Source organism: Nocardiopsis dassonvillei subsp. dassonvillei DSM 43111, assembly GCF_000092985.1.
Lineage (GTDB): Bacteria > Actinomycetota > Actinomycetes > Streptosporangiales > Streptosporangiaceae > Nocardiopsis > Nocardiopsis dassonvillei.
This window is the reverse complement of record NC_014210.1, coordinates 2089734-2112607: the sequence shown is the minus strand read 5'-3', so window position 1 is coordinate 2112607 and position 22874 is coordinate 2089734. Positions and strand designations below refer to the sequence as shown.

Genomic DNA, 22874 nt, shown 5'->3' with positions numbered 1-22874 from the left:
GCCCATCACGCCCAGGTCCGTATCCACAAGAAATGGATTCCCGTGTGAACGCACATCTCGCAACCGCTCCGGAGAGCCGGGCTCCCGCAGCCGCCGACCGTGGCGGAGCCCCCGCGGCGATCGTCGGTGTCGGAACGGCGGTCCCGCCCACCTCCTACTCCCAGGACGAACTCCTGGAGATCTTCGACATCCGGGATCCGAGAATCCGCTCGGTCTTCCGCAACAGCGCCATCGACCGGCGCCACCTCACCCTCCCCCCGGAGGGGCCGGACGGCGGACGGGTCATGGAGGTCCAGGGAGAGCTGCTGGACAAGCACAGGCGGCAGGGTGTCGACATGGGAGCCCGCGCCCTCCAGGAGTGCCTGAAGAGGGCGGGGGCCGACCTGTCCGACATCGGCTACCTGTGCTGTGTCACCACGACCGGCTTCCTCACCCCGGGGTTCAGCGCCCTGCTCATCCGTGAGCTGGGCATCCCCTCCAGCGCCAGCCGTCTGGACGTCGTCGGAATGGGCTGCAACGCGGGGCTGAACGCGCTCAACGCCGTCGCCGGGTGGGCGCGGGCCCACCCCGGCAAGCTCGCCGTCATGGTGTGCATCGAGGCCTGCTCCGCCGCCTACGTGTTCGACGGGACGATGCGCACGTCCGTGGTGAACAGCCTGTTCGGAGACGGTTCGGCCGCGATCGCCGTGGTCTCCGGCGACACCGCGGACCGCCCGGAGCCCACCGGTCCGCGTCTGCTGAAGTTCTCCAGCCAGATCATCGTGGACGCCCTTCCCGCCATGCGCTATGACTGGGACTCCGAGCAGGGCCGGTTCAGCTTCTTCCTGGACCCCGAGGTGCCCTACGTCGTGGGGGCCCACGCCAACATCATCATCGACCGCCTGCTGGACGGCACCGGGTTGCGCCGCAGCGACATCCGGCACTGGACGGTGCACTCCGGCGGCAAGAAGGTCATCGATTCGGTCATGGTCAACCTCGGCCTGACCAGGTACGACGTCCGGCACACGACGAGCGTGCTCCGCGACTACGGCAACCTGTCCAGCGGTTCCTTCCTGTTCTCGTACCAGCAGCTCCTGGAGGAGGGCGTCGCCTCCCCCGGCGACCACGGCGTCCTCATGACCATGGGTCCCGGATCGACGATCGAGGCAGCGCTGTGCCAGTGGTGACAACCCCTTCGAACAGAGGAGACACAGTGACCAGTACGTCCAACGACGGCAACGCGCCGGACCTGCGGATCGACGGCTCACTTCCGTTGTCCGCCGCGCTCGTGGCCGAGGTGAACGCGTTCGCGGACGCGTGTGAGGACGCGGGCCCCGGGACCGTCGGAACGCTTCGCCTCCGGGGGGTCCCCACGGGCCTTCCCGTGTCCGACGAGGTCACCGTCCACACGGTGAACAAGTGGGAGCGGGCGCTGCGCCGTCTGGAGCGGGTGGATATCGCCACCGTGGCGATCGTCGAGGCGGACTGCGGCGGGGTCGCGGCCGAACTCCTCCTTTCCAGCGACCTCAGGATCATGGCGCCCGGGTCGAGCCTGCGCTTCCCCGCGACGGAGGAGACCGCGTGGCCCGGCATGGTCCTGTACCGCCTGCGCCAGCAGGCCGGGCACGGAGCGGCCCGCCGTTGCTTGCTGCTGGGTCTTCCGTTCCCGGCGGAGGAGGCCCGTGGGCTGGGTCTGGTGGACGAGGTGCTCGACCCGGCGGACGCGAGGGTGGAGTCCCTGTTGGCGTCGGTCGCCACCCGGTCCGGGCCGGAGTTCGCGATCCGTCGCCGCCTGGCGATGGAGGCGTCCTCGACGGCCTTCGAGGACGCCCTGGGCCGCCACCTGTCGGCCTGTGACCGTGAGCTGAGGCGTCTGCGGGACGAGACCCCGTCGGAGGAACCGGCACGCGTGTGACGCGCATCCGGCTGGGCGCCCCTCACGCGGGGGAAGGCGCCCGGCCGAATTCCGGAACACGGTACCGAAACCTCCTGCATTGTTGAACGAAAATCCGCCCAAAACTCCATCCATTCGGTTTGGGCGACTATTCGGGTGGTGGCGGCTGTCCAGAAATTTTCGGCGATCCGGACGGCGGGGGCCTGCGCTCCGCACAGGCTGGCGGGGATCCCGGCGGCGGGCCGGGGCGTGTCCTCCGGGCTGTTCGCCCGTTTTCCCGCCGCCGGACGTGCGCGGTGAGCGGGGGTGGGATCGGTCAGGGGCCCGGCGGTCGGGAGCGGCGCGGCGGAGTCGGCCGAGTCCGGTCCCGACCGGCGTTCGAGCCCGGTGTTCCCGGTTTCGGGGGCGATGGTCCGGCCGGCCTGGACTTCGATGACCGCGTCCTTGGCGGCCGGGCCGTCCTTCGGCTTTCCACGCGCGCGATCGGCCCGCTCGGGCAGGACGGCGGAGCAGGGGGAGGTCACAGGTGACCATGCCGCGCCGCTTCGGCCCCGGTTTCGCAGCGGTTTTCCGCAGACCGGCGCACGCGACCCGTCGTACCCGCGCCCCGGCGTCCGCCTGCGAAGTGGTCGGCGTTGTCACCATGTCCACAACTGGCCAAGACATTGATGGAAACAGCCCATACTGGAACACTCAATATGGTCACTTCACTATATCGCGAACCCCCAGCGAGACATCTTTCAAAAATGAATGAACCGGCTATTCGGGAACCCTGCATCGACGTTTCTCTCGAGGAGGGCGCCGAATCCCCCACTCCCCCGAACGACCATCTCGAAAACCCTGGTGCCCACTGGAAGATGAATCTGGCTCCTCCCCTGGACGGCGGGGACGAGGATGTCGACGCCCGCGACCTCACGGCCCGGTTCTGGGAAGAGGTGGAACTGCTCGGGGACCCCCTCCCCGAGGTTCGGATGACGACCGTTTCGGCCTCGATCCTCGGTGCCTCCGCCGTCACCAGGATCACCGAGTCCGCAGGTCCCTCCCGCAGGATCGACCTCAGAATGACGGCCACCCACTCGGACCTGCTGGAAGGAGGGAACCGGCGGGCGATCGCGCTCCTCTCCGACCGGGGCGTGCGCGTCCGCGTGGCCCCCGACGGGTTCCCCACGATGCTGGTGATCGGCTCGCGTGTCGGCTTCGTCGAGTCCAACCGGGCCGACGACGCGACCAAGCTGCGCGTCGTGCGCTCCCCGGGGATGATCGACTGGATGATCCGCTACCAGCGCGCCCTCTGGGACCGCGCGGTGGGCTTCTCCAACCTGCGGGACGCCCTCGGCATCCTCGACAACGACAACCAGGCACGGGCGATGTACTACCTGTGCTCCGGGATGAAGGACGAGTCCGCGGCCCGCTGCATGGGCGTGTCCGTCCGTACCTACCGCCGCCACGTGGCGGGCGTCATGTCCGCGCTCGGGGCCTCGTCCCGTTTCAAGGCCGGCCTCAGGGCCCACCAGCTCGGCCTGTACCGCCTGTGCTCCGAGGCCGGAACCGGCCCGAAGGAGACGGCGTCCCCGCTTCCGGACGTTCCCGCCCAGATCAACTGGTGCTTCTGACGCCCTCCGGCCCCCTTCCCCCACTTCGGAGTCCTCAACGATGAACGCCCTGCTCACGGCGGCGGACGCTCTGGCCAAGGTCGACGCCACAGCGCTCCCCCACGACCTGCCGACGGCGGCCGGGGTCCTCGGTGACGCCGCCCTGCGTCTGGACGAGGTGCTCGCGGCGGCCGCCGAGCCCGCGCGGCGCACGCCCGAGGAGCACCAGGCCGTCTCCCGGGCCAAGGACACCCTCCGTGCCGTCCGCTCCCGGTTCCTCGACGCGCACGTGGACAGCGTCTACGGTGACCTCACCGACGGCCACCGGCGGCGCCCGCGCCTGCGCGAACTGGTCACGGACGCTGCGACCCGGTTCCCCGGCCTGGTGCCGACCCCCGATCAGATGGCTACCGAGTCCGCCCGGCTCCAAGCCCACAAGGAGGGCCTGGAGATCGACCAGGGGATCTTCTTCCGGGCCGTCCTGGGCTCCGAGGCGGCGGGGCGGCACCTCGTCGACTCGATGCTCCGCCCCACCGGCCGAGCCCGGGCCCTGTACCCCGAGTACCGCAGGACCGGCGTCGCGGACCTCGGCTCCGTCCGGCTGGAGAGGATCGGCTCCACCGCGCACGTGACCATGTGCGGCGCGGACCGGCTCAACGCCGAGGACAACGACCAGGTGGACTCCATGGAGACCGCGGTGGACCTGGTGCTGCTCGACCCCGACGTGGGAGTCGGCGTACTGCGGGGCGGCCCGATGGAGCACCCTCGCCACCGGGGCAGGCGTGTGTTCAGCGCGGGGATCAACCTCAAGGAACTGCACGCCGGACGGATCTCCCTCGTGGACTTCCTGCTCCGGCGGGAGCTCGGCTACATCAACAAGATCGTCCGGGGCCTGGCCGTCGAGGGACCGGACTCGTGGCGGGCTCCGACGGTCCACAAGCCGTGGGTGGCCGCGGTCGACGCCTTCGCCATCGGCGGCGGGGCCCAGCTGCTGCTGGTCTTCGACAGGGTGATCGCCGGTGAGGACTCCTACTTCAGCCTCCCGGCGGCGCAGGAGGGCATCGTCCCCGGTGTGGCCAACCTCCGGCTCGGCCGCGTCGGCGGCACCCGGCTCTCCCGGGAGGTCATCCTCTGGGGCCGGCGGATCTGGGCCACCGAGCCGCAGGCGGCCGCGCTCTTCGACCACGTGGTCGACCCGGCCCTGCTGGACGCCGCCGTGGAGGAGGCGGCCGAACGCATGGACAGCCCGGCCGTCGTCACGAACAGGCGCATGCTCCAGCTGGCGGAGAACCCGGCGGAGCCCTTCCGCGCCTACATGTCGGAGTTCGCGCTCCAGCAGTCGCTGCGCCTGTACAGCGAGGACGTCATCACCAAGACCGGCCGCTTCACCGCGGCGCGCGCCTGAGATCGGACCGGAGGGCCCGCCGCGCCGGGCCGGACCGCCCGCCAACCTACGGAGGACCATGTCCGCAGAGCAGGAGACCGCCCCGCCACGGGTCCGGTACGTGAAGGAGGACGGGGTCGCCCGCGTGACCATCGACCGCCCCCACGTCCTGAACGCCATGGACCTGCGGACCCACGAGGAACTCGCCGAGGTCTGGGACGACGTGGAGGCCGACGACGACGTCTGGGCGGTGGTCCTGACCGGGGCCGGCGACCGGGCGTTCTCCGTGGGCCAGGACCTGGGGGAACGGGCGGCACTGGACTCCGGTGGCGCCGAGGGGACCACCTTCGGCAGCCGGGGGGCTCCGGGCTGGCCCCGGCTGACCGAACGCCACGCGTTCGCCAAGCCCGTCATCGCCCGCGTGGACGGGTACGCCATGGGGGGCGGGTTCGAGCTGGCCCTGGCGTGTGACGTCATCGTCGCCTCCGAGCGCTCGACGTTCGCCCTGCCGGAGGCACGGCTGGGGCTGGTCCCCGGGGCGGGCGGCGTCTTCCGGCTCACCAGGCAGATCCCGGCGCGGATCGCGATGGGCCACCTGTTGACGGGGCGGCGGATGTCCGCGCGCCGCGCGGCGGACCTGGGCCTGGTGAACGACGTCGTCCCGCACGAGGAGCTGGACGCGTGCGTCCAGGGCTGGGTGGACGACCTCCTGCGCAGCGCGCCCCTGTCGGTGCGGGCCATCAAGGAGGCCGTCGCCCGCTCGTCCCACCTGTCCGTGGAGCAGGCGTTCGGCAGCCGCTTCTTCTGGGAGGAGCGGCGCGCGCGCAGCGAGGACGCGCGGGAGGGCCCCCGGGCGTTCACCGAGAAACGCCCTCCCCGGTGGCGGGGCCGCTGAGGGCGCGCCGCCGGGCGAGGTGGCGGATCCCTTCGCCCGGCGGTCTGACGAGGGACCCGCCGGGGGTTGGACCGAAGGTGCGCCACCGTCCGACCGCCCGCTGGCTGATCGGCGCCCCGGCCAAGCGGTCGTCGATCGCCTGCGACCGCTGACCGGGACACTTCCTCCCGTCCGCAGTCCGGCGGCGTCGGCCGCGGCGCAGTTTCGGCATGGTCGCGTCCGCGATCGCCGGGTCACAGGAGCCACAGGGTGAGCGCGAGGGATCCGAGGAAGGCGGCTCCGGCCAGGACCTGCCTCGTCAGGTGGGCGTCGTACACCTGTGGGGCGGTGCGCGTCGAGAGCAGCAGGTACCCGTCGGAGGAGCTCGCGACGAGGGTCTCCTCGTTCCACTCGTACGCGGTCCCGTTGACCAGCAGACGGGTCCCGGGCGCGATGGCCCACTCCCGGTAGGAGCGGCCGGTGCTCGAATGCGCGTGCTCGGGCCGCAGCTCCCGCCTCGCCTCCGCCCTGCCCGGAGCGCCCTCCGCCAGGGGGTCGACCACGAAGGAGTCGTGGGTGAGGGCGACCTTGTCCGTGACGGCTCCACGGGGGTGGCACCACGCGCTCCCCGTCCTGTCCTCGATCAGGAAGGGCGCCTCGCTCTGCTCCGCGTGGACCAGGCTCACGCGAAGGCGCTCGTGGCGCGAGCCCTCACCGGGGCGGTGGTCCCACACCTCGGTCCGGTACCACACGCACCTGGTCCCGGAGTAGGGGGCCACCAGCGGTCCCGAGGACCCCGGTACGGCGTTCCCGTCGACCAGGACCGGGGTACCGGAGCGGGGCAGGTCCCGTAGCGGAGGTGTCCGGGAGCGGCGCATCCTCGTGGACCGTGCGCGCGTGCGCAGCACGCGGGCGAGCAGGAGGGCGCTGAGCACGGTGGCCAGCAGGGCAAGGAGCTGGAGCGCGGTCCGCGCTCCACCGACGAACATGTCATCCATAGTCACCGCCTCCTCGTGCCGGCGGCCGTGGTGACGGGCCACCGGCACGGAGCAGGGTCAGCCCTCCTCCGAGCGGTCCGCGTCCGCGTCAGCGAGGGCGTCGTGCCGGGTGGCGGGGGAAAGCGGTGTTCCCGCCAGGTATCCCGCCCGGGCCAGGGCGTTGCCGCCGACCGCGGCGGTGGCCAGTTGCACGAGCAGCGCCAGGCCGATCTTGAGCGCGTTCTCCACCGAGGGGAACCACAGCAGCAGACCGAGCAGGAGCAGGGCCGTCCCCAGTCCGGCCGAGACCGACACCCCGTGCAGGCGGGCGTAGAAGTCGCGCAGGCGCACTAGGCCGAGGGCTCCCACGGTGAACACGGACGCGCCCGCGATCACGCAGGCCACGGCGAGCGTCTCGAACGGGGTCATCGTTTGCCTCCGGAGATCAGTCGGGCCAGGGACAGGGCGGAGAGGAACCCCACGAGGGCGCACACGAGCACGATGTCGACCACCAGGGCGGAGTCGACGCGGAGGCCGAGGACGACCACGAGGCCGACGAAGCCGAAGAGGACCACGTCGGCCCCGGCGGCCCTGTCCGCCCGGTCGGGGCCCGAGAGGATCCGGTACGCGGCCAGGACCATGGACGCGCCGAGCAGCAGCAGCGCGATGTCGACGGGGTTCATCGGGTCTCCTCCCCGCGGGGCTCGGCCCGCGTCCGTCCGGCGCGCGTCAGGCCCAACAGGTAGTCCTCCATCTGGTGGATGTCGTCGAGGAAGGCCCGCTCGTCAGCGGTGTACATGCCGTGCACCCACAGGGTGGGCGGGTCGGTGCGGGTGGCCACGGTCACCGTTCCGGGGGTCAGGGAGACCATGTTGGCGACGGCCGTGATCTCCAGGTCGGTGCGGCAGCGCAACGGGACCTCGATCAGGGCGGGCACGGACGCGCTGCCCGGGGTGAGGATGTCCCAGGCGACCTGGAGCGTGGAGGTCACCACCCGGGAGCCGTAGAAGAACGGGAACCACGCGATCCGCAGGATCCTGCGCAGGAAGGGGGTCATCGGTTCGTCACCGCCTCGACGTAGGTGGAGGTGTCCAGCAGATGGGCCGCGGCCTGGGCGCTCAGGCCGAGCAGGACCTGGGCGCCCAGGCCGACGCACAGGGTGACGCCGGTCAGCGCCGCCGCGGGCAGCACCAGGCCCGCGCGGATCCTCGTGGCGGCCGGGGGCGCGGTGACCGTCCCGCTCCCCTGCGCCGACCGTCCGCCCCCGGGTTCGGGACCGGAGCCCGGGTCGGGGCCCCAGAACACCGAGCCCCAGATCTTGAGCATCGACATCAGGGTGATGAGGCTGACGGCGACGGCGACGGCGGCGACCGCCCACTGGCCGTCGGCGAAGGCGGCGGCGACCAGGGTGAGCTTGGCGACGAACCCGGAGAAGGGCGGCAGTCCGGCCAGGGACAGGGCCGCGCCCAGGAAGGCCAGGGCCAGCAGCGGTTCCCGGCGGGCCACGCCTCCCAGCCGGTCGAGTCTGCCGGTGCCGTGGACGTGCTCGATCGCGCCGGTGGACAGGAACAGGGACGCCTTCACCACCATGTGGTGGATGAGGTAGAAGATGCCCGCCATCAGTCCCAGTTCGGTGAACAGGGCGACGCCGAGGAGGATGTAGCCGATCTGGCTGACCATGTGGAAGACCAGGATCGAGCGGGTGGTGTCCTCCCCCACCGCGCCCAGGACCCCGATCAGCATGGTCGCGCCGAACAGCACCAGGCCCACCCACAGCAGCGAGGACTCGCCGCCGAAGACCACCGCGTAGAGGCGGTAGATCGCGTAGATGGCGACCTTGGTGTGCAGACCGGAGAACAGGGCGGTCACCGCCGGGGAGGGCGCGGTGTAGGTGCGCGCCAGCCAGCCGTGCACCGGCACGACGGCGGCCTTGACCGACATCGCCAGCAGCACCACGCCCATGGCGGCCGCGACCACGGGCGACTCCTGGGCGGCGCCCGCGAGTTCGCCGAGCTGCACGGTTCCGGCGGTGCCGTAGACCAGGGCGACACCGGCCAGGAACACGGTCGAGGTGAGCAGGTTGACCGCGACGTAGGTCCGTCCGCCCCGCAGGCCGCGCAGGGTCCCGGCGATGGCCATCAGCCCGTAGGAGGGCAGCAGCATCACCTCGACGAACACGAAGAGGTTGAACAGGTCGCCCGTGAGCAGCGCTCCGTACACCCCGGCGGACAGCACCAGCACCAGGGACGGGAAGAAGCGCCGACCGGCCTCGCCGGTGGCCACGGCGAAGGCCGAGCACACCAGCACCAACAGGGCGGTGGTGGTGACCATCAGCGCGCTGAAGGTGTCGGCGACGAAGGGGATGGACACCCCGGCGGGCCACAGACCCACCTGGTGGGCGTGTACCTGTCCCTCCCGCGTGCACCAGACCAGTACGGCACCGGCGGCGAGCGCGAAGGCGCTGGTCCCCAGGAACAGGGCGCGGGCCACCCCGCGTGCGAGGGGCAGCACCAGCAGCGCGGCGGTCAGGAGGGGAACCGCGACCAGCACGGGCAGGAGAACGGGGATCATGAGGCGTCCTCGGTGTCGTCGCTCTCACCGGTCGCGGCGAGGGCGAGCATGTAGATGGTGATGGAGAAGGCGATGACGATCGCCGTGAGCACGAACGCCTGGGGCAGGGGGTCGGCCATGGCGGCGCCGGTGTCCCGCCCCAACAGGGGTTCGCCCCGGCGGAAGGCGCCGCCCGCCGACATCAGCAGGAGGTTGACCCCGTGGCTGAGCAGGACGAAGCCCAGGACGACGCGGACCATGCCGCGTTGCAGGATCAGGTAGACGGCTCCGGCGGTCAGGACGCCGATCGTGATGGCCAGGGTCATCGGGTGCCTCCGGTGGCCGGACCGTGCTGGACGGGGTCGTGTGTGCGGTGCGTGTCGGGCTCCGGGGGGCTCTTACGCCCGCTCCGGGGCAGCCCCAGCTGGTTGAGCGCGGTCAGCAGCACGCCGACCACGGCCAGGTAGACGCCCACGTCGAAGACGAGCGCGCTGGTGAAGTGGTAGTAACCGCCCCAGGGCAGGGGGATCTCGGCGTGCAGGGGCCGCAGGAAGGACCCGTCGGCGTAGCCGAGCAGCCCGGTGGCCGCGGCGGTGAGGACGCCCGCGGCGATGAAGGCCGGGTAGGCCAGGCGGATGCGGGCCGCCGAGGCGCTGGGCGCGGTCAGGTAGGCCAGGGCGAAGGCCGAACCGCCGACCAGTCCGGCGATGAAGCCCCCGCCCGGGGCGTTGTGGCCCCGCAGCAGGAGGTAGAGCGACCACAGCACCAGCAGCGGGATGAGCCAGCGCGCCACGGTGCGCATGATGACGGTGTTGTCGTCGGCGTCCCAGACCGGGTTGGTCCCGGCCACGCGGGGGGAGACCTCGCCGTTCGCGGTGAGACCGGACGAGCGCAGGACGGCGATGATGATCAGGCCGGCCACCCCCAGGACGGTGAGTTCGCCCAGTGTGTCCAGGGCCCGGTAGTCGACCAGGATCGTGTTGACCACGTTGGTGCCGCCGGTGTCCTCGGGCGCGTGGGAGAGCAGGTAGTCGCTGACCCCGGAGAGCTCCCTGCGGCCGGTGAGCAGGTAGGCGCCCAGTCCCGCCACGGTCCCCGCGGCCAGGGCGACCGCCGCGGTGAGGGCGGTGCGTGAGCGGCGGACCCGGTGGAACTCGCGGGGGAACCGGCGCAGCACCAGGACCGCCACGACCACCGTCAGGGTCTCCACCAGCAACTGGGTCAGCGCCACGTCGACGGCGCCGAGGAAGACGAACCACAGCGCGGTGGCGAACCCGGCGACCCCGACCAGGGCCAGGGCGGCCATCCGCGAGCGGGTCACCACCGAGGTGAGCACCGCGACCGCCACCAACGCCACCAGGAGCCAGTCCAGCGCGCGTGAGGTGGGAGCGGGCGGCAGCCCGTAGTCCAGTCCGAGAGCGCAGACCACGGCGGCGAGCGCGATGAGCATGACGAACGGCACGGCCAGGTGGCGGGTGGGCGCGTCGGTGCGGGTCAGGTCGCCCACGCGCGTTCCCAGGGCGATGACCGCCGCGTGCACGCGTTCGAAGACGCCTGTGCCCCGGACGGGGAGGAACCGGCGCCCGGCGAGTTTCTCCCCGGAGCGGGAGGCCCAGGTCAGGAGGGCGCCCAGGAGCAGGGCGGCGGCCGACATCCCCAGGGCCGGGTTGAGTCCGTGCCACAGCGCCAGGTGGGAGTCCGCGGGAGCCAGGACCGCGTCGCCGGCCGCCCAGGAGACGGCCGGGTTCAGCGCCGTGGCTCCCAGCCCCAGGACCAGGCCCGCCGCCGCGGTGACCACGGGGGCGGCCAGGAGGAGCGCGCCCGCCTCCCGGGGCGGTTCCCGGTCGGGACGGCGTCTGCCGCTCCCGCCGAAGGCCAGGTACACGAAGCGGAAGGCGTAGGCGAAGGTCAACGACGCCGCCACGACCGCGACGGCCCCGGCGACCGGACCGGCCCAGGCGGGCCCCGGTGTCTGGAGAAGCGCCTCGAAGAGGTTCTCCTTGCTGACGAACCCCAGGAGAGGGGGGACCCCGGCCATGGACAGGGCGGCGAGCGCGCTCACCGCCGCGGTGACGGGCATCGCCCGGCGCAGACCGCCGAGTTCACGCAGGTCCCGGGTTCCCGTCTGGTGGTCGATCACGCCCACCGACATGAACAGCGCCGACTTGAACAGGGCGTGGGCCGCGGTGTGCACGACGGCGGCGACGAGCGCCTGCGGGGTCCCCACACCGATGACGGCGACGAGGAAGCCGAGTTGGCTGACCGTGGAGTAGGCGGTGAGCTCCTTCAGGTCGTGCCGTCGCAGGGCCAGCACGGCGCCGACCACGGCGGTGGTCAGGCCGGCGACGACCAGGGTGGTACCCCACAGCGGCGTGTCCGCGAAGGCCGGTGAGAAGCGCATCGCCAGGTAGACGCCGGCCTTGACCATCGCCGCCGCGTGCAGGTAGGCGCTCACCGGGGTGCTCGCGGCCATGGCGTCGGGCAGCCAGTAGTGGAAGGGGAACTGGGCCGACTTGGTGAACACCGCGATGACCACCAGCACCGCCACGGTGCCGGTGAAGGCGGTGTCCTGGGTCCAGGACGGGTCGCCCAGGATCGCGCTGAGGCGGGTGGTCCCGGTGCGCACCCACAGCAGCACCACCGCGGTCAGCAGCGCCAGGCCGCCCATGGCGGTGAGCAGGAACGTGCGCACGGCCGGTCGTGAGGCGCCCGGTCCGGACAGTCCGATCAGGTGGAAGGAGCAGATCGTGGTCAGCTCCCAGAAGACGAAGAGCAGGACCACGTCGTCGGCCAGGACCAGACCGGTCATCGCCAGGGCGAAGGCGCTCATCAGGACGTAGAAGCCGGTCCTGCGCCCGGGCGGGAAGTAGCGGGTGGAGTAGGCCATGACCAGGGCGCCCACGCCGAGCACGAGCACGCAGAACAGCCAGGCCAGGCCGTCCATGCGCAGGTGCAGGCCCACGCCGAGGGCGGGCATCCAGGGCAGGGACGCCTCCAGGACCCGGTCGTGGTTCCACAGGGAGGGTCCCCGGGCGCCGACCCACAGGGCCGCCAGGGCCAGCACCAGGGCGATGGGCCACCCCGCGGCGCGGCCCAGCGGGCGTCCCAGCAGCGGGACGAGCAGGGTGGTGACGGTGAGTACGGCAAGGAGGAGCAGCAGCACGCCGCTGTCCTTTCACGGTTGCGCGCCGGTCCCCGGGCATGCGGGCACACGCCGGGGACGGCCGTGGCGCACAGGGGTGCGGCACGGTCGGCGTTCAGCGAAAAAAAGGTGGAGGAGGGCACGCGAAAGGTGCCTCGCGCAGGACGGAAGCCGAAGAGGACCGCGGGCACTGACGTCGGATGCCGGTGCCGTGGGCAGACCGGTAGCCGAAGAGGACCGCGGACGCCGACGTCAGATACCGGTGCCGTAGGCAGGCCGGTACCCGACGGCGCGCGGACACGGGGCGACCGTCATGCGGAAAGGAGAAGACGCCTCGGGCGAGGCGGAAGGATCGGCTGCGTCCGGGCGGGCAGGAGCTGAGTTCGCCGTGGGCGTTGGTACCCCACGAGGTGGAGTAGCCGTTGGTGCCCAGGGGGCGGGGGTTGCGCACGGGCAGCTTGTGCCGTTCGGCGAAGCGCGAACGGCCGACGCGGGCGTAGACGTCCAGGGCGCGGAAGCGGGCGCCTTCGAGGAGTACGGGCGCGTGACGACGCGACGGGGGCGCCGTGGCCACTGACCGGGACATCACAGCACCTCCTCTCACGTCTCGCTGGGTCACAGCGGGTGCCACCGTACCAGCTGCTACTTCACGCGGGCCAGACGAGGACGCCGCGCACTGGATGTGAACAGGATCTCAGTATGTTCTGGTTTCGACCGCCCGGCCCTCCGGGAGCCCCGGGCGGGCGCGGGCGACGGCTCCGGGCAGCCGGACGCACCCACTCGCCCGACCCCTCCGGCGGGTGCGCGGGCGGGGCCCTGACCAGGAGGAGGGGTGCGCGGGCCGGGCACCCGGCGGTCCGCCGGGCGCCGGGCCCTCCCCCTCACCCGCCGGGTCGTGCTCCGGCCACGCGGGAGTCGATCCAGGCGCACAGGTCCTCCAGGGCGGCCTCGGTCCGCTCCCGGTCACCGGTGATGAGGAAGTCGGTCTCCAGACCGGCGAAGGCGGCGTTGAGCACGGTGGCGTGCACGAGGGCCGCCTTGGGGTCCAGGCCGCGCGCGGCCAGGCACGCCGCGACGAACTCCGCGCGCCTGCGGGCGAAGCCCGGCACCGGGCACGGAAGCCTGCCGCTGGCGGCCAGGCCCTCGATCTCGCGGATCAGGCGGGTCGTGGCCACCTCACCGGAGCCGAGGTTGCGCTCCCACGTGGAGCGGACGATGGCGCCGACCGGCACGGAGGGGTCCTCCCAGCCCGGGGTGGCGCGCAGGGCCTCGTGCTGCTGCTCGTCCAGCCGTTCCAGCACGGCGGCGACGAGGGCGTCCTTGTCCGCGAAGTGGTGGGTGAGCACACGGGTGCTCTGCCCGAGCCCCTCGGCCAGGGCCCGCAGCGAGAAGTTACCGATGCCCGTGCGGGAGAGCTGGCCGATCACCGCGTCGACGACGTCCCGGCGACGGCGCGGGTCCGCGATCCGTGGCATGGTGCCCCACCTCCGGAAGGCCACTTTGGCACACGGATAAGGGAAACACTTGTTACCGTTATCCCATGAGTGGTTCCCAACGGCCTCCCCTGTGGCTCCTCGCCCTGGCACTGGCCGCCTTCGCGGTCCAGACGGACGACTTCATCATCATCGGCGTGCTCCCCTCGATCGCCTTCGATGTGGACGTGTCGGAGGCCGCGGCCGGACAGCTCGTCACCGTCTACTCCCTCGTCTACGCGCTCACCGCACCCCTGTGGGCGGTCCTGTTCGCCCGGATCTCCCGCAGACGGGCCCTGTTCTGGGCCCTGGCCGTGTTCACGGCCGCCAACGTGGTCGTCCCGCTCGTCGACGGCTACCTCCCGCTCGTGGCCCTGCGGGTCGTGGCGGCGCTGGCGGCGGCGGTGGTCCTGCCCGCCTCCCTGGCGATCGCGAGCACACAGGCCCCGCCCGAGCGCAGGGGCCGCTACCTGGCCACCGTCATGACGGGCCTGACCGGCGCCATCCTGATCGGCGTCCCCCTCGGGACGTGGATCGGCGCCCTGCTGGGCTGGCAGGCGACCTTCGTGTTCGGCGGGCTCCTGGGACTGGCCTCCCTCGCCCTCGCCGCCCGCGCCCTGCCCGCCGGGGCGGACGGTACCGACCAGGAACCCCAAGCCCCGGCGGACCTCGTCCGCCCTCTGGTCAACCGGACCGTGGCCGTCGTCCTGGCGATCACCGTCCTGACCGTGGCCGGAAACCTCGCCTTCCAGACCTACATCGCGGTCGTCCTCTCCGGGCTCTCCGGCGTCACCCCCGCCCTGTTGGCGGTGCTGCTGGTGTGCTCCGGCGTCGGCGGCCTGCTCGGCACGCAGGCGTCGGGCCGCCTGGTGGACCGCCTCGGGCCCTTCCGCGCCTTCCTGTGCGCCGTCGTGCTCTTCTGCCTGACGATGTCCGCCATGGCCCTGCTGTGGCTGGTGGCCCCGGTGCCCGTGTGGGCGGTGGTGCCCCTGCTCATGGTCTGGTCAGCCGCCGCGTGGGCGGTGCCGCCGAGCCTGCAGACGCTCATGCTCGACCGGGCGGGTACACGCGCCGCCTCGCAGGCCATGGCGGTGCACAGCAGTTCGGTGTACGTCGGGGCGGCCCTGGGCGGAGTGCTCGGCGGCGCGGCGGTCGCCATGAGCCCCGGCCTGGTCCCGGCCGCCGCCGCTGCGGCCGCCGGGCTTGGTCTCGGGCTCAGCGCGCTGATCCGCCGCGCCCCCGCCAGAGCCGACGCCTGAGCCCGCAACGGCGCGACGAGCATCGTCCCGGCCTGTCCACCGCCGCGGGGTCAGGACCGCGGGTGAGCGTGCGCTACCCGGGCTCCTACGAGGAGCGCGCCTGCCCGCGGCGCAGCGCTCACCAGCGGGGTATCGCCTCTACGACGGACTGGAGGGCCTCGTTCGCCTCCTCGGCGCGCTGGGGGAGCCGTCCCTCGTGCAGGGGGCGTTCTCCCGAATACCCGAAGACAGGACATGTGACCGGCGAGTGGCCCTCGGCGCGGGTTTCGGTTCCCGTGTTCCTCAACCCCTGTTCTCCTGGGGCGGTGCGGTCTGAGGCCAGACCGCACCGCCCCACGATGGCGCCTGGATCCGTCTGCGCGCACGGGCACCGCACAGACGGGTTCCAGACCGTCAACATCCGAACCGGACGAAGCGCCTGCGCGGGGGACGCAACACCAGGAACACCCCCGCCACGAAGAGCACCGCGCTCAGTACCCACGCGCCGACGTCCTCGCGGGAATCCCTCCGAGCCTCCCCCACCGCGGACCCCGCAGGCGCGAACCAGGCAAGCTGCACGGCGGGCGAGACCACTATCGCTCACCCGCCATCACGCACCGACCCCGCGGGATTCGGTTGGACGTCAAGAACTCGAACGGGCTTCGCTCCAAGCGCGACCGAACTCCTCAGAGCCGATCTCCTCGGCAGCGAATTCTCCCCTGATGGAAATCTCTTCGACAGGGGGGAACGGTATTTCCGCAAGACCAACGGCCCCGGTCTCAAAATCTTCATCCGCCCACTCGGCTCTCCCGTCTCGATAGATCTGGACCCTGCGGGTTTCGTATCCGCCCTCGTCGAGTTCACTAAAATAGAGCACCGGCTCGTTGGAAAAATCATGGATCCATGCGACCTTGACGTATCTCATCGATTCCCTCCAGAACACAGTGTTCTTCCGACAACATCCAGCGTCCCACCGTTCGGGACCTCGCAAAGCCCCGGCCCGTCTTCCCTCTCCCTTGGTCCGCTGACATCGGCTTCGACACAGAAGGCGAGCTTTCGTTCCTCGTCATCCCTTACTCCTCGCCCTCGTTCGCGGACACTTCCAAGCCCGACACAACGCCGCGCGCCACACCCGCTCCAGGCGGCCTTGGAGACCGCCCCTGACAGGCCCTGCGGTCGGTGGCCGGGTTCGGGTAGGCGCCGGCGGGGTAGGACGGCGGGCGCGCGTCCGCCACAGCACGAGGAGAGGGATAGACTTCACCGGCTTCACCGAGGAGACCTTCGCGTTCTTCGACGGCCTGGCCCGGGACAACTCCAAGGACTACTTCCACGGCCACCACGAGGTGTACGTGCGCGCGGTGCGAGAGCCCGCGCGCGCCCTGGCCGAGGCGCTGGAGGAGGACTTCGGCCCGATGAAGGTGGGCCGCCCCAACCGCGACGTGCGCTTCTCCCACGACAAGAGCCCGTACAAGACCCACGTGGGCCTGGTCAGCCAGTCCCAGGGGCCGGTCGGCTACTACCTCCAGCTCGGCCTGGAGGGGCTCTCGGTGGGCGCGGGCTACCACGCGATGTCGGGCGCGCAGGTGGAGCGCTACCGCGACGGCGTGGACGACGAGCGCCAGGGCCCGCGGCTGGCGCGGATCGTCGACGAGCTGACGGCCCGGGGCTTCGACATCGTCGGCGACACCCTCAAGACCCACCCGCGCGGGTACAGCGGCGACCACCCGCGCGTGCACCTGCTGCGCCACCGCTCCCTGGGGGCCGAGCACAACGTGGAGCGGTCGGACGTGCCGCTGTCCGCGAAGCTCCTGGACACCGTGCGCGCCGACTGGCGGGCCACCGGCCCCCTCATGGACTGGCTCGACCGGCACGTCACCAGCTGATCCCACCGGACGCGGGCTCCCACCGGGCACGGCCTCCCGCCGCGCGTTGATCCGCCGCGCACGCGGAACCCGGTCAGCGGGCTCCGCGTCCCGGCTACCGCCCGTGGCCGGTCCTGCGTCTCCGGGAGCGGTGGTACGTTCCCCGCAACGACCTGCCTGATCCGCGGGGGAGTCCGCGCTCGCGCGCGCCCTGAGCACGGAAGGCGGGTCCATGCACCGCTCCCCCGCTACGTGCCGCCGCGCGGCACCCCGGCCCCGTCACACGCCGACACCACCCACGAACGATGTGTGCCTGTCACGGTTTTCCCGTGAGGTTCTCACCGTCATCCCATGACACGGTGTCACTGGTGGACTCGTCGGAGTGACAGCAGGCTGGACACGTGCCTCCGGCGATGGCGGTCACGGCCCTCCCGCGACGGACGGCGGAAGAGCTGTGCCCGCCAGGACGCCGGTGAAATCGAGATCCAGGAGGCTGGGGACATGGGACGAAGGCGGAGCGCGGGCCGGAGCCTGCTCCCGATGGTGGCGGTATGTCTGGCCGGTTCGCTGGTCGCCCCGGTGCCGGCGGCGGCCGACGAACGGGGCGGGGCGCCGACGACGGCACTGGAGTGGGGTGCCTGCCCCGAGGACGTCCCGACCGGGACGTACCCGTTGGAGTGCGCCACCGTGCCGGTGCCCGTGGACTACGACGACCCCGACGGCGACCGGATCGAGATCATGGTGTCGCGGCTGGCCAGCACGGAGCCGGACCAGAGGCGCGGCGTGCTGCTGCTCAACCCGGGCGGCCCGGGCGGGTCCGGGCTGTCGATGCCCGCGGACCTGGCCTCCCTGGGCGTGCCCGCCAGCGTCCTGAACAGCTACGACCTGATCGGCATGGACACCCGCGGGGTCGGGCACTCCTCCGCGGTGAGCTGCGGCTTCACCACCGACCAGGAGTACTTCGGCAACATCCCGCCCTACGCGGTCGACGAGACGGCGGTCACCGAGCAGGCCGCGGTCGCCGAGGGGGTCGCCGACCAGTGCGCGCGCAGCGACGGGAACGGGCTGATGCGCCACATCTCGACGGCCAACATGGCCCGCGACCTGGACCGGATCCGGGCCGCGCTGGGCGAGGAGGAGGCCAGCTTCTTCGGGCTGTCCTACGGGTCGGCGCTGGGCGCGGCCTACGCCTCGATGTTCCCCGGGAGCACCGACCGGATCGTGCTCGACAGCAACATCGGCGACACCTTCCTCGACTACGACGGCATGCGCAGGTTCGCCCTGGGCTTCGAGGAGACCTTCCCCGACTTCGCCGCGTGGGCGGCGGAGCGCGACGGCAGCTACGGCCTGGGCGGCTCTCCCGAACAGGTGCGGGAGACCTACTTCGAGACCGCCGAGCGGCTGGACGAGGAGGGCCCGGTGGCCGGTGTCGACGGCCACGTCTTCCGGCTGGCCGTCTTCGTGGGGCTGTACAACGAGCGGAGCTACGGGCGGACGGCGCAGCTGTGGCAGTCGGTGCGCCTCGCGGACGAGGAGGCGGTGCGGCGGCACATGGAGGAGAGCGGGCTCGGCGGCGCCGGGGCGGCGACGGGCGAGCTGTGGCCCTCCGACAACGCCTGGTCGGTGTTCCTCGCGACGACCTGCAACGACGTCGAGTGGCCCGAGGACCTGGCCGCGTACCAGCAGGGCGTGGCCGAGGACCGGGAGAGGTACCCGATGTACGGCGCGGCCAGCGCCAACGTCATGCCCTGCGCCTACTGGAACGACGCCCCGTCCGAACCCGCGGTGGAGATCACCGGGGAGGGTCCGGCCAACGTCCTCATCATGCAGAACCTGCGCGACCCGGCCACGCCGCACCTGGGCGGAGTGCTGCTGGACGAGAAGTTCGGTCAGCGTTCCCGGCTGGTGAGCGTCGACGACAGCGGTCACGGCGCCTACGTCTACGGCGACAACCCCTGCGCCTGGGACGTGGCCACGAGCTACCTGGTCGACGGCGAGTTCCCGGAGCGGGACGTCTCCTGCGGGGCGTCCGGGGCCTCCGGCCTGGGACTGGACGAGGAGGTCCAGCGCTCGCGGACCCAAACCCTCGACCGGCTCCAGGACACCGCCTGAGCACACGGTCGGGGACGATCGCCACTCCGGAGCGATGAGGGGCGGGACGGCACCGCCCGTCCCGCCCCTCGGCGTCCCCACGTCCGGTCGCGCCCGGAGACACCCGGCCTACGCCCGCTGTCCGCCGACTCCGTCAACCCACGGCCGGTCACACCCGGAGACGCCCCCGGCGCGCCACGGGCGCGTTCCTTCGCCGGTGCCCGCGAGGACGCCGGGGGCTTCGGGCACCGGCCCCGCGGAGCGCCCCGGTTCACCAACCGGTGAGCAGCAGGTGGTTGACCGCGAGCGCCGTGGCCGCCTGGGCGGCCAGCCAGGCCCTGTGGTGGCGGTCCGGCAGGAGGGCGGCGGCCGGGACGAGCCACAGCACGAACGGCAGCCAGATGCGTTCGGTCTCGCCCTTGCTCATCCCCGACAGGGTGGCGGCCACGACCGCGCCGAGGGCGGCGGCCACCAGCAGGGCCGTCGCGGCCTCCTCCCGGGACGGCGCCCGGCGCGGGCCGCGCACCGCTCCTGGCAGGCGCGCCAGCACCCGGCGCAGGCCCGCCGCCGTCGCGGGCCCGGTCGTCAGGCACGCCACGGCCAGGTTCGCCCAGACCCAGTAGCCGTAGGGACGCACTGACGCGAACCCCTGGTAGTAGCGCTCCACGAGCAGGTGGTAGCCCTCCCACCACCGGAAACCGGCCGCCGTGAAGGCCGCGGCGACGGCCAGGGCGCCCAGCAGCGCGTAGGGCAGGGGGCGCGCGGTCCGCGCGCACAGGAGCACCGCCACGGCCGGGATCCCGATGAGGACGAGCCCGTAGGACAGGTACACCGACCACCCCAGGAGCAGACCGGCCGCCAGCGCGGTGGCGCGCGGCGCCCGCGCGCCGGGCGCCGCGGCCACGGCGAGCAGGGCCAGGCCCCACGCGGTGACCGCCGCGAAGTACCCGTCCGCCGACGTGCCCACCCACACCGCGGCGGGTTTATCACTTTTAACGGGGTCGCCCGGTGTGCTGCCGACTCCGCGCCGAGCGTGCTCTTCGCTACCAGGACCGCGGCGGCGGCCGAGCCGCCGACCACGACGCACCACATCCCGGCCCACGCCCCGCCGCCCAGGCCGATCCGGTCCAGCGCGACGAAGGTCAGGACGGCGCCCGGGGGGTGTCCGGCCACGTGCGTGGGCCAGTTGTCGGGCTGTCCGATGAGGATGTGCCGGGTGAACGTGCTCAGCGCCGCGCCCACGTCCTCGAAGCGGTCGACCGAGGCCAGGTACTCGTGGGGCGACAGCAGGCGGCCGACGATCCCGCGCCGCCAACCGTCGACCAGCGCGAGCGCGGTGGTCCAGAGCACGGACGCGGCCCAGACGGCCCACACCAGGACGCGCCAGGGCAGGGCCCGCGCCACCGCGGGACCGCAGACCGCCACCACAACGGCCAGGGCCAGGGCGGGGACCGTGCCGGGCCCCGTGTGCGGGAACCAGGACGCGTACAGCGGCGGCCAGTCCACGTGCAGGACTCCGTGGGCGCGCTCGATGCGGGTGCCGAGAACCGCGGCCGCCGCGAAGAGGAGCGCGGCCAGGGCCGCCGCGGACAGGTCGGCGCGCGCTCCCGTCCAAGCGGTGCCGACCACGCCCCGGACGTCGCGCTGGTGGAGCCCGGGCCGCGTCACGCCGTCACCGCGGGACGGACGGGTCCCGGTGCCGGGTTGCCCCGAGGCGCGCGCAGTGCCGCGAACCGGCGCCCCCGCACCTGCCAGGCCTCCGACCACTCCCACCCGCTCTCCCGCGCGCACCACCGCAGGGCGCGGGGGCCGATCCGCGCCCACGGGAACGGGGGACCCGGTTCCCCCCGGCCGTCGGTGACCTGCACCGTCACGCACTCGTGGACTTCGTGGGCGGCGGTCTCGACGATGAGCAGGCCGCCGGGCAGCACGACCTCACGCATGCGGGCGAGCAGGCCCCCGGGGGCTCCGCCGATACCGATGTTGCCGTCCACCAGCAGCGCGGTGCGCCAGCCCCCCTCGCCGGGCAGGGGGTCGAACACCGAGGCGCACACCGCCCGGCCGCCCGCCTCGACCGCGCGCGACACGGCCACGGGGTTCATGTCCACGCCCAGCGCCCGGCGGCCCCGGGCGGCGAGCGCGACCACCATGCGCCCGGGCCCGCACCCGGCGTCCAGCGTGTCGCCCTCGCAGCGCTCCAGCACGCTCTCGTCCGCGGCGTCGGTCCCCGCGCACCAGCGTTCGACGTCCAGGCGCAGCATCCACCCGTCGGGCCGTCGCAGGAAGAGGGGGCCGCGGCCGTCGGCGAGCGCCCGCGAGTAGGGGTCGCACAGCCACGGGGCCGGCCTCGTGTCGATCCCGGTCTCGGTCGCGCTCACCGCCGACACCCCGCTCTGGCGAGCCCGACCGCCCTGCCGAAGCGGCTGCCGGGGACGAGCGAGGCCACCAGCGCGGCGTCGCGGGGCGTGTCCACGTCCGTGAGCACGTCCAGGTCGCGTACGCGCAGCCCCGCGTCGACCAGTCGCGCGCGTTGGAACCGCCCGGTGTGCCGCGTGGACATCGGGACGCCGCGCAGCAGGCGGGGGTCGGGGTCGGCCAGGCCGAGCGCCCAGAAGCCCCCGTCCTCGCTCGGGCCGAACCACGCGTCGGCGCGCTCCCAGGCGTCCGGAGCCAGGGCGGGCCCCAGGAGCTCCCCGGTCACCTGGGGGGTGTCCATACCGATCAGCAGGGAGGGGCCCGAGCACCGGGCGAAGGCGTGCGCGAGCCGTTCGTCGAGCCCGCCGCCCGACTGCGGGACCACCTCGAACCCCGGCGGGAGCCAGGGTCCGGGCCGTCCCTCCAGCACCAGGAGCCTTCTGCTGGCGGGGAGCGAGCGCACCGTGTGCAGGGTGTCGGCCAGGGCGGCCTCGGCGACCGCGGCGGCCTCCCTCGGCGAGTACTCGGGGGTCAGCCGTGTCTTGACCCGTCCGGGGACGGGTTCCTTGGCGATCACCAGCAGGGTGGTCCCCCCTGCCGGGATGTCGGGGTCACCGGCCCGGGTCATGGCCGCCCTCCCCTCGCGCGCACGCCCTCCGGGCCCGGCGGTTCGCGCAGCACCGCCGTCATGTCGCGCACGGCGGTCCACGTGCCGCGCCACGTCCCCGTCACCTTGGAGGCCCCCGACCTGGGCAGGTAGGGGACGTCCACCTCGTCGACCCGCCACCCGGCGTCGGCGGCGCGCACGACCGTCTCCAACGGGTAGCCCGAGCGCCGGTCGGTCATCCCCAGCTTGAGCAGGTCCACCCTGCGGGCGGCGCGCATCGGGCCGATGTCGCGCACCCGCACCCCGGTCCGCGAACGCAGCATCCGCGCGACGACGGCGTTGCCGATCCTGGCGTGCGCCGGCCAGACCCCCCGGCGGACGGGGCGCCGCCTGCCCAGGACCAGGTCCGCCCCGCCGACCCGCACCCGTTCCACCATCTGCGGGAGCAGGGCGGGGTCCAGGGAGGCGTCGCAGTCGCAGAAGCAGACGAACTCGGCGGTCGCGGCGGACAGGCCCGCGTGGCACGCCGCGCCGAACCCCCTGCGGGGTTCGGAGACGACGAGGGCCCCCAGCTCCGCGGCGATGCCCGCCGAGCCGTCCGTGGACCCGTTGTCCACGACGATCGCCCGCCACCCCGGTGGGACGCGTTCGATGACCCAGGGCAGGGCGGACGCCTCGTCCAGACAGGGCAGCACCACGTCGACCGGTGGCGGCGGGTCGCCGCCCGCCGTGTCGGGCGGCGCCTGCGCCGGTTCGTCCTGGCCGTACTCGTGTGGTTCTCTGCTCACCCTGGTTAC

At 72.8% G+C, this 22874-nt stretch carries 21 protein-coding genes and 1 pseudogene; 9 read left to right on the top strand and 13 right to left on the bottom strand.

All coding sequences use genetic code 11. The annotated features are described in order from the left end of the window. Positions 1–44 precede the first annotated feature (44 nt). The 5 genes from dpgA (at position 45) to dpgD (ending at position 5744) form a co-directional block, all read left to right on the top strand. Complete coding sequence (dpgA, locus tag NDAS_RS08635; RefSeq protein ID WP_197724879.1) at positions 45–1166, top strand: 3,5-dihydroxyphenylacetyl-CoA synthase DpgA; 1122 nt, start codon at positions 45–47, stop codon at positions 1164–1166. Positions 1167–1192: 26 nt separating this feature from the next. Beyond that, complete coding sequence (gene dpgB / locus NDAS_RS08630) at positions 1193–1894, top strand: enoyl-CoA-hydratase DpgB (protein WP_013152774.1); 702 nt, start codon at positions 1193–1195, stop codon at positions 1892–1894. A gap of 836 nt (positions 1895–2730) precedes the next feature. Next, complete coding sequence (locus tag NDAS_RS08625; RefSeq protein WP_013152773.1) at positions 2731–3486, top strand: helix-turn-helix transcriptional regulator; 756 nt, start codon at positions 2731–2733, stop codon at positions 3484–3486. 40 nt (positions 3487–3526) lie between these two features. Beyond that, positions 3527–4870 (top strand): (3,5-dihydroxyphenyl)acetyl-CoA 1,2-dioxygenase DpgC, encoded by a 1344-nt coding sequence (gene dpgC / locus NDAS_RS08620; RefSeq protein WP_013152772.1) that lies wholly within the window; start codon positions 3527–3529, stop codon positions 4868–4870. Between the two features lie 58 nt (positions 4871–4928). Further along, the gene (gene dpgD / locus NDAS_RS08615; RefSeq protein ID WP_013152771.1) at positions 4929–5744 is read left to right on the top strand and encodes an enoyl-CoA-hydratase DpgD; all 816 of its coding nucleotides are present in this window, start codon (positions 4929–4931) and stop codon (positions 5742–5744) included. 233 nt (positions 5745–5977) lie between these two features. Here dpgD and NDAS_RS08610 read toward each other — a convergent pair whose 3' ends face one another. From NDAS_RS08610 to NDAS_RS08575, 8 genes are all read right to left on the bottom strand, one after another. Further along, positions 5978–6721 (bottom strand): GIDE domain-containing protein, encoded by a 744-nt coding sequence (locus NDAS_RS08610; protein WP_013152770.1) that lies wholly within the window; start codon positions 6719–6721, stop codon positions 5978–5980. A 57-nt stretch (positions 6722–6778) separates the two neighbouring features. Next, a complete protein-coding gene (gene mnhG / locus NDAS_RS08605) occupies positions 6779–7129 on the bottom strand; it encodes a monovalent cation/H(+) antiporter subunit G (protein WP_013152769.1) in 351 nt (116 codons plus the stop codon). Continuing rightward, positions 7126–7383, bottom strand: a complete 258-nt coding sequence (locus tag NDAS_RS08600; protein ID WP_013152768.1) for a monovalent cation/H+ antiporter complex subunit F — start codon at positions 7381–7383, stop codon at positions 7126–7128. The genes mnhG and NDAS_RS08600 overlap by 4 nt, the downstream gene beginning before the upstream one ends. Next, complete coding sequence (locus tag NDAS_RS08595) at positions 7380–7757, bottom strand: Na+/H+ antiporter subunit E (RefSeq protein WP_013152767.1); 378 nt, start codon at positions 7755–7757, stop codon at positions 7380–7382. The genes NDAS_RS08600 and NDAS_RS08595 overlap by 4 nt, the downstream gene beginning before the upstream one ends. Beyond that, positions 7754–9271 carry a monovalent cation/H+ antiporter subunit D family protein gene (locus NDAS_RS08590; RefSeq protein WP_013152766.1) on the bottom strand — a complete coding sequence of 506 codons (1518 nt, stop codon included), beginning with the start codon at positions 9269–9271 and terminating at the stop codon, positions 7754–7756. The genes NDAS_RS08595 and NDAS_RS08590 overlap by 4 nt, the downstream gene beginning before the upstream one ends. Beyond that, positions 9268–9576, bottom strand: coding sequence for a sodium:proton antiporter (locus NDAS_RS08585; RefSeq protein ID WP_013152765.1), 309 nt, complete (start codon positions 9574–9576; stop codon positions 9268–9270). The genes NDAS_RS08590 and NDAS_RS08585 overlap by 4 nt, the downstream gene beginning before the upstream one ends. Next, on the bottom strand, positions 9573–12413 hold the full coding sequence (locus NDAS_RS08580; RefSeq protein ID WP_013152764.1) for a DUF4040 family protein: 2841 nt from the start codon (positions 12411–12413) through the stop codon (positions 9573–9575). Before NDAS_RS08580 ends, NDAS_RS08585 begins: the two co-directional genes overlap by 4 nt. 860 nt (positions 12414–13273) lie before the next feature. Beyond that, positions 13274–13867, bottom strand: a complete 594-nt coding sequence (locus NDAS_RS08575) for a TetR/AcrR family transcriptional regulator (protein ID WP_013152762.1) — start codon at positions 13865–13867, stop codon at positions 13274–13276. Between the two features lie 65 nt (positions 13868–13932). Here NDAS_RS08575 and NDAS_RS08570 point away from each other — a divergent pair, with 65 nt between their 5' ends. Both NDAS_RS08570 and NDAS_RS29740 read left to right on the top strand, forming a co-directional pair. Then, positions 13933–15123 (top strand): MFS transporter, encoded by a 1191-nt coding sequence (locus NDAS_RS08570; RefSeq protein WP_013152761.1) that lies wholly within the window; start codon positions 13933–13935, stop codon positions 15121–15123. Positions 15124–15612: 489 nt separating this feature from the next. Beyond that, positions 15613–15723, top strand: a pseudogene (locus NDAS_RS29740) (IS5/IS1182 family transposase); the annotation flags it as partial. A gap of 22 nt (positions 15724–15745) precedes the next feature. Here NDAS_RS29740 and NDAS_RS27900 read toward each other — a convergent pair. Further along, positions 15746–16027, bottom strand: a complete 282-nt coding sequence (locus NDAS_RS27900; RefSeq protein ID WP_013152760.1) for a DUF6881 domain-containing protein — start codon at positions 16025–16027, stop codon at positions 15746–15748. Between the two features lie 325 nt (positions 16028–16352). Between NDAS_RS27900 and NDAS_RS08560 the strand changes: the two genes are divergently transcribed. Continuing rightward, the gene (locus NDAS_RS08560; RefSeq protein WP_013152759.1) at positions 16353–16985 is read left to right on the top strand and encodes a DUF2461 domain-containing protein; all 633 of its coding nucleotides are present in this window, start codon (positions 16353–16355) and stop codon (positions 16983–16985) included. 519 nt (positions 16986–17504) lie between these two features. Continuing rightward, positions 17505–19076: an alpha/beta hydrolase gene (locus NDAS_RS08555; RefSeq protein WP_041552589.1), complete on the top strand. Its 1572-nt coding sequence runs from the start codon at positions 17505–17507 to the stop codon at positions 19074–19076. 250 nt (positions 19077–19326) lie between these two features. Here the strand turns inward: NDAS_RS08555 and NDAS_RS29230 are convergent, their stop codons facing one another. The 4 genes from NDAS_RS29230 to NDAS_RS08535 all read right to left on the bottom strand — a co-directional run bounded on the left by NDAS_RS29230 (position 19327) and on the right by NDAS_RS08535 (position 22865). Beyond that, positions 19327–20028 carry a hypothetical protein gene (locus tag NDAS_RS29230; RefSeq protein ID WP_244275536.1) on the bottom strand — a complete coding sequence of 234 codons (702 nt, stop codon included), beginning with the start codon at positions 20026–20028 and terminating at the stop codon, positions 19327–19329. A 691-nt stretch (positions 20029–20719) separates the two neighbouring features. Beyond that, the gene (locus NDAS_RS08545; RefSeq protein ID WP_013152757.1) at positions 20720–21433 is read right to left on the bottom strand and encodes a class I SAM-dependent methyltransferase; all 714 of its coding nucleotides are present in this window, start codon (positions 21431–21433) and stop codon (positions 20720–20722) included. Further along, positions 21430–22098 (bottom strand): TIGR04282 family arsenosugar biosynthesis glycosyltransferase, encoded by a 669-nt coding sequence (locus NDAS_RS08540; RefSeq protein WP_013152756.1) that lies wholly within the window; start codon positions 22096–22098, stop codon positions 21430–21432. Before NDAS_RS08540 ends, NDAS_RS08545 begins: the two co-directional genes overlap by 4 nt. Continuing rightward, positions 22095–22865, bottom strand: a complete 771-nt coding sequence (locus NDAS_RS08535; RefSeq protein WP_013152755.1) for a glycosyltransferase family 2 protein — start codon at positions 22863–22865, stop codon at positions 22095–22097. Before NDAS_RS08535 ends, NDAS_RS08540 begins: the two co-directional genes overlap by 4 nt. Between the last annotated feature and the right edge of the window lie 9 nt (positions 22866–22874).

Excerpts from the sequence above, each read along its gene's own strand:
- NDAS_RS08625 (WP_013152773.1), top strand. The coding sequence starts at position 2,731 with ATGAATCTGGCTCCTCCCCTGGACGGCGGGGACGAGGATGTCGACGCC.
- dpgC (WP_013152772.1), top strand. The coding sequence starts at position 3,527 with ATGAACGCCCTGCTCACGGCGGCGGACGCTCTGGCCAAGGTCGACGCC.
- dpgD (WP_013152771.1), top strand. The coding sequence starts at position 4,929 with ATGTCCGCAGAGCAGGAGACCGCCCCGCCACGGGTCCGGTACGTGAAG.
- NDAS_RS08610 (WP_013152770.1), bottom strand. The coding sequence starts at position 6,721 with ATGGATGACATGTTCGTCGGTGGAGCGCGGACCGCGCTCCAGCTCCTT.
- mnhG (WP_013152769.1), bottom strand. The coding sequence starts at position 7,129 with ATGACCCCGTTCGAGACGCTCGCCGTGGCCTGCGTGATCGCGGGCGCG.
- NDAS_RS08600 (WP_013152768.1), bottom strand. The coding sequence starts at position 7,383 with ATGAACCCCGTCGACATCGCGCTGCTGCTGCTCGGCGCGTCCATGGTC.
- NDAS_RS08595 (WP_013152767.1), bottom strand. The coding sequence starts at position 7,757 with ATGACCCCCTTCCTGCGCAGGATCCTGCGGATCGCGTGGTTCCCGTTC.
- NDAS_RS08590 (WP_013152766.1), bottom strand. The coding sequence starts at position 9,271 with ATGATCCCCGTTCTCCTGCCCGTGCTGGTCGCGGTTCCCCTCCTGACC.
- NDAS_RS08585 (WP_013152765.1), bottom strand. The coding sequence starts at position 9,576 with ATGACCCTGGCCATCACGATCGGCGTCCTGACCGCCGGAGCCGTCTAC.
- NDAS_RS08575 (WP_013152762.1), bottom strand. The coding sequence starts at position 13,867 with ATGCCACGGATCGCGGACCCGCGCCGTCGCCGGGACGTCGTCGACGCG.
- NDAS_RS08570 (WP_013152761.1), top strand. The coding sequence starts at position 13,933 with ATGAGTGGTTCCCAACGGCCTCCCCTGTGGCTCCTCGCCCTGGCACTG.
- NDAS_RS27900 (WP_013152760.1), bottom strand. The coding sequence starts at position 16,027 with ATGAGATACGTCAAGGTCGCATGGATCCATGATTTTTCCAACGAGCCG.
- NDAS_RS08555 (WP_041552589.1), top strand. The coding sequence starts at position 17,505 with ATGGTGGCGGTATGTCTGGCCGGTTCGCTGGTCGCCCCGGTGCCGGCG.
- NDAS_RS08540 (WP_013152756.1), bottom strand. The coding sequence starts at position 22,098 with ATGACCCGGGCCGGTGACCCCGACATCCCGGCAGGGGGGACCACCCTG.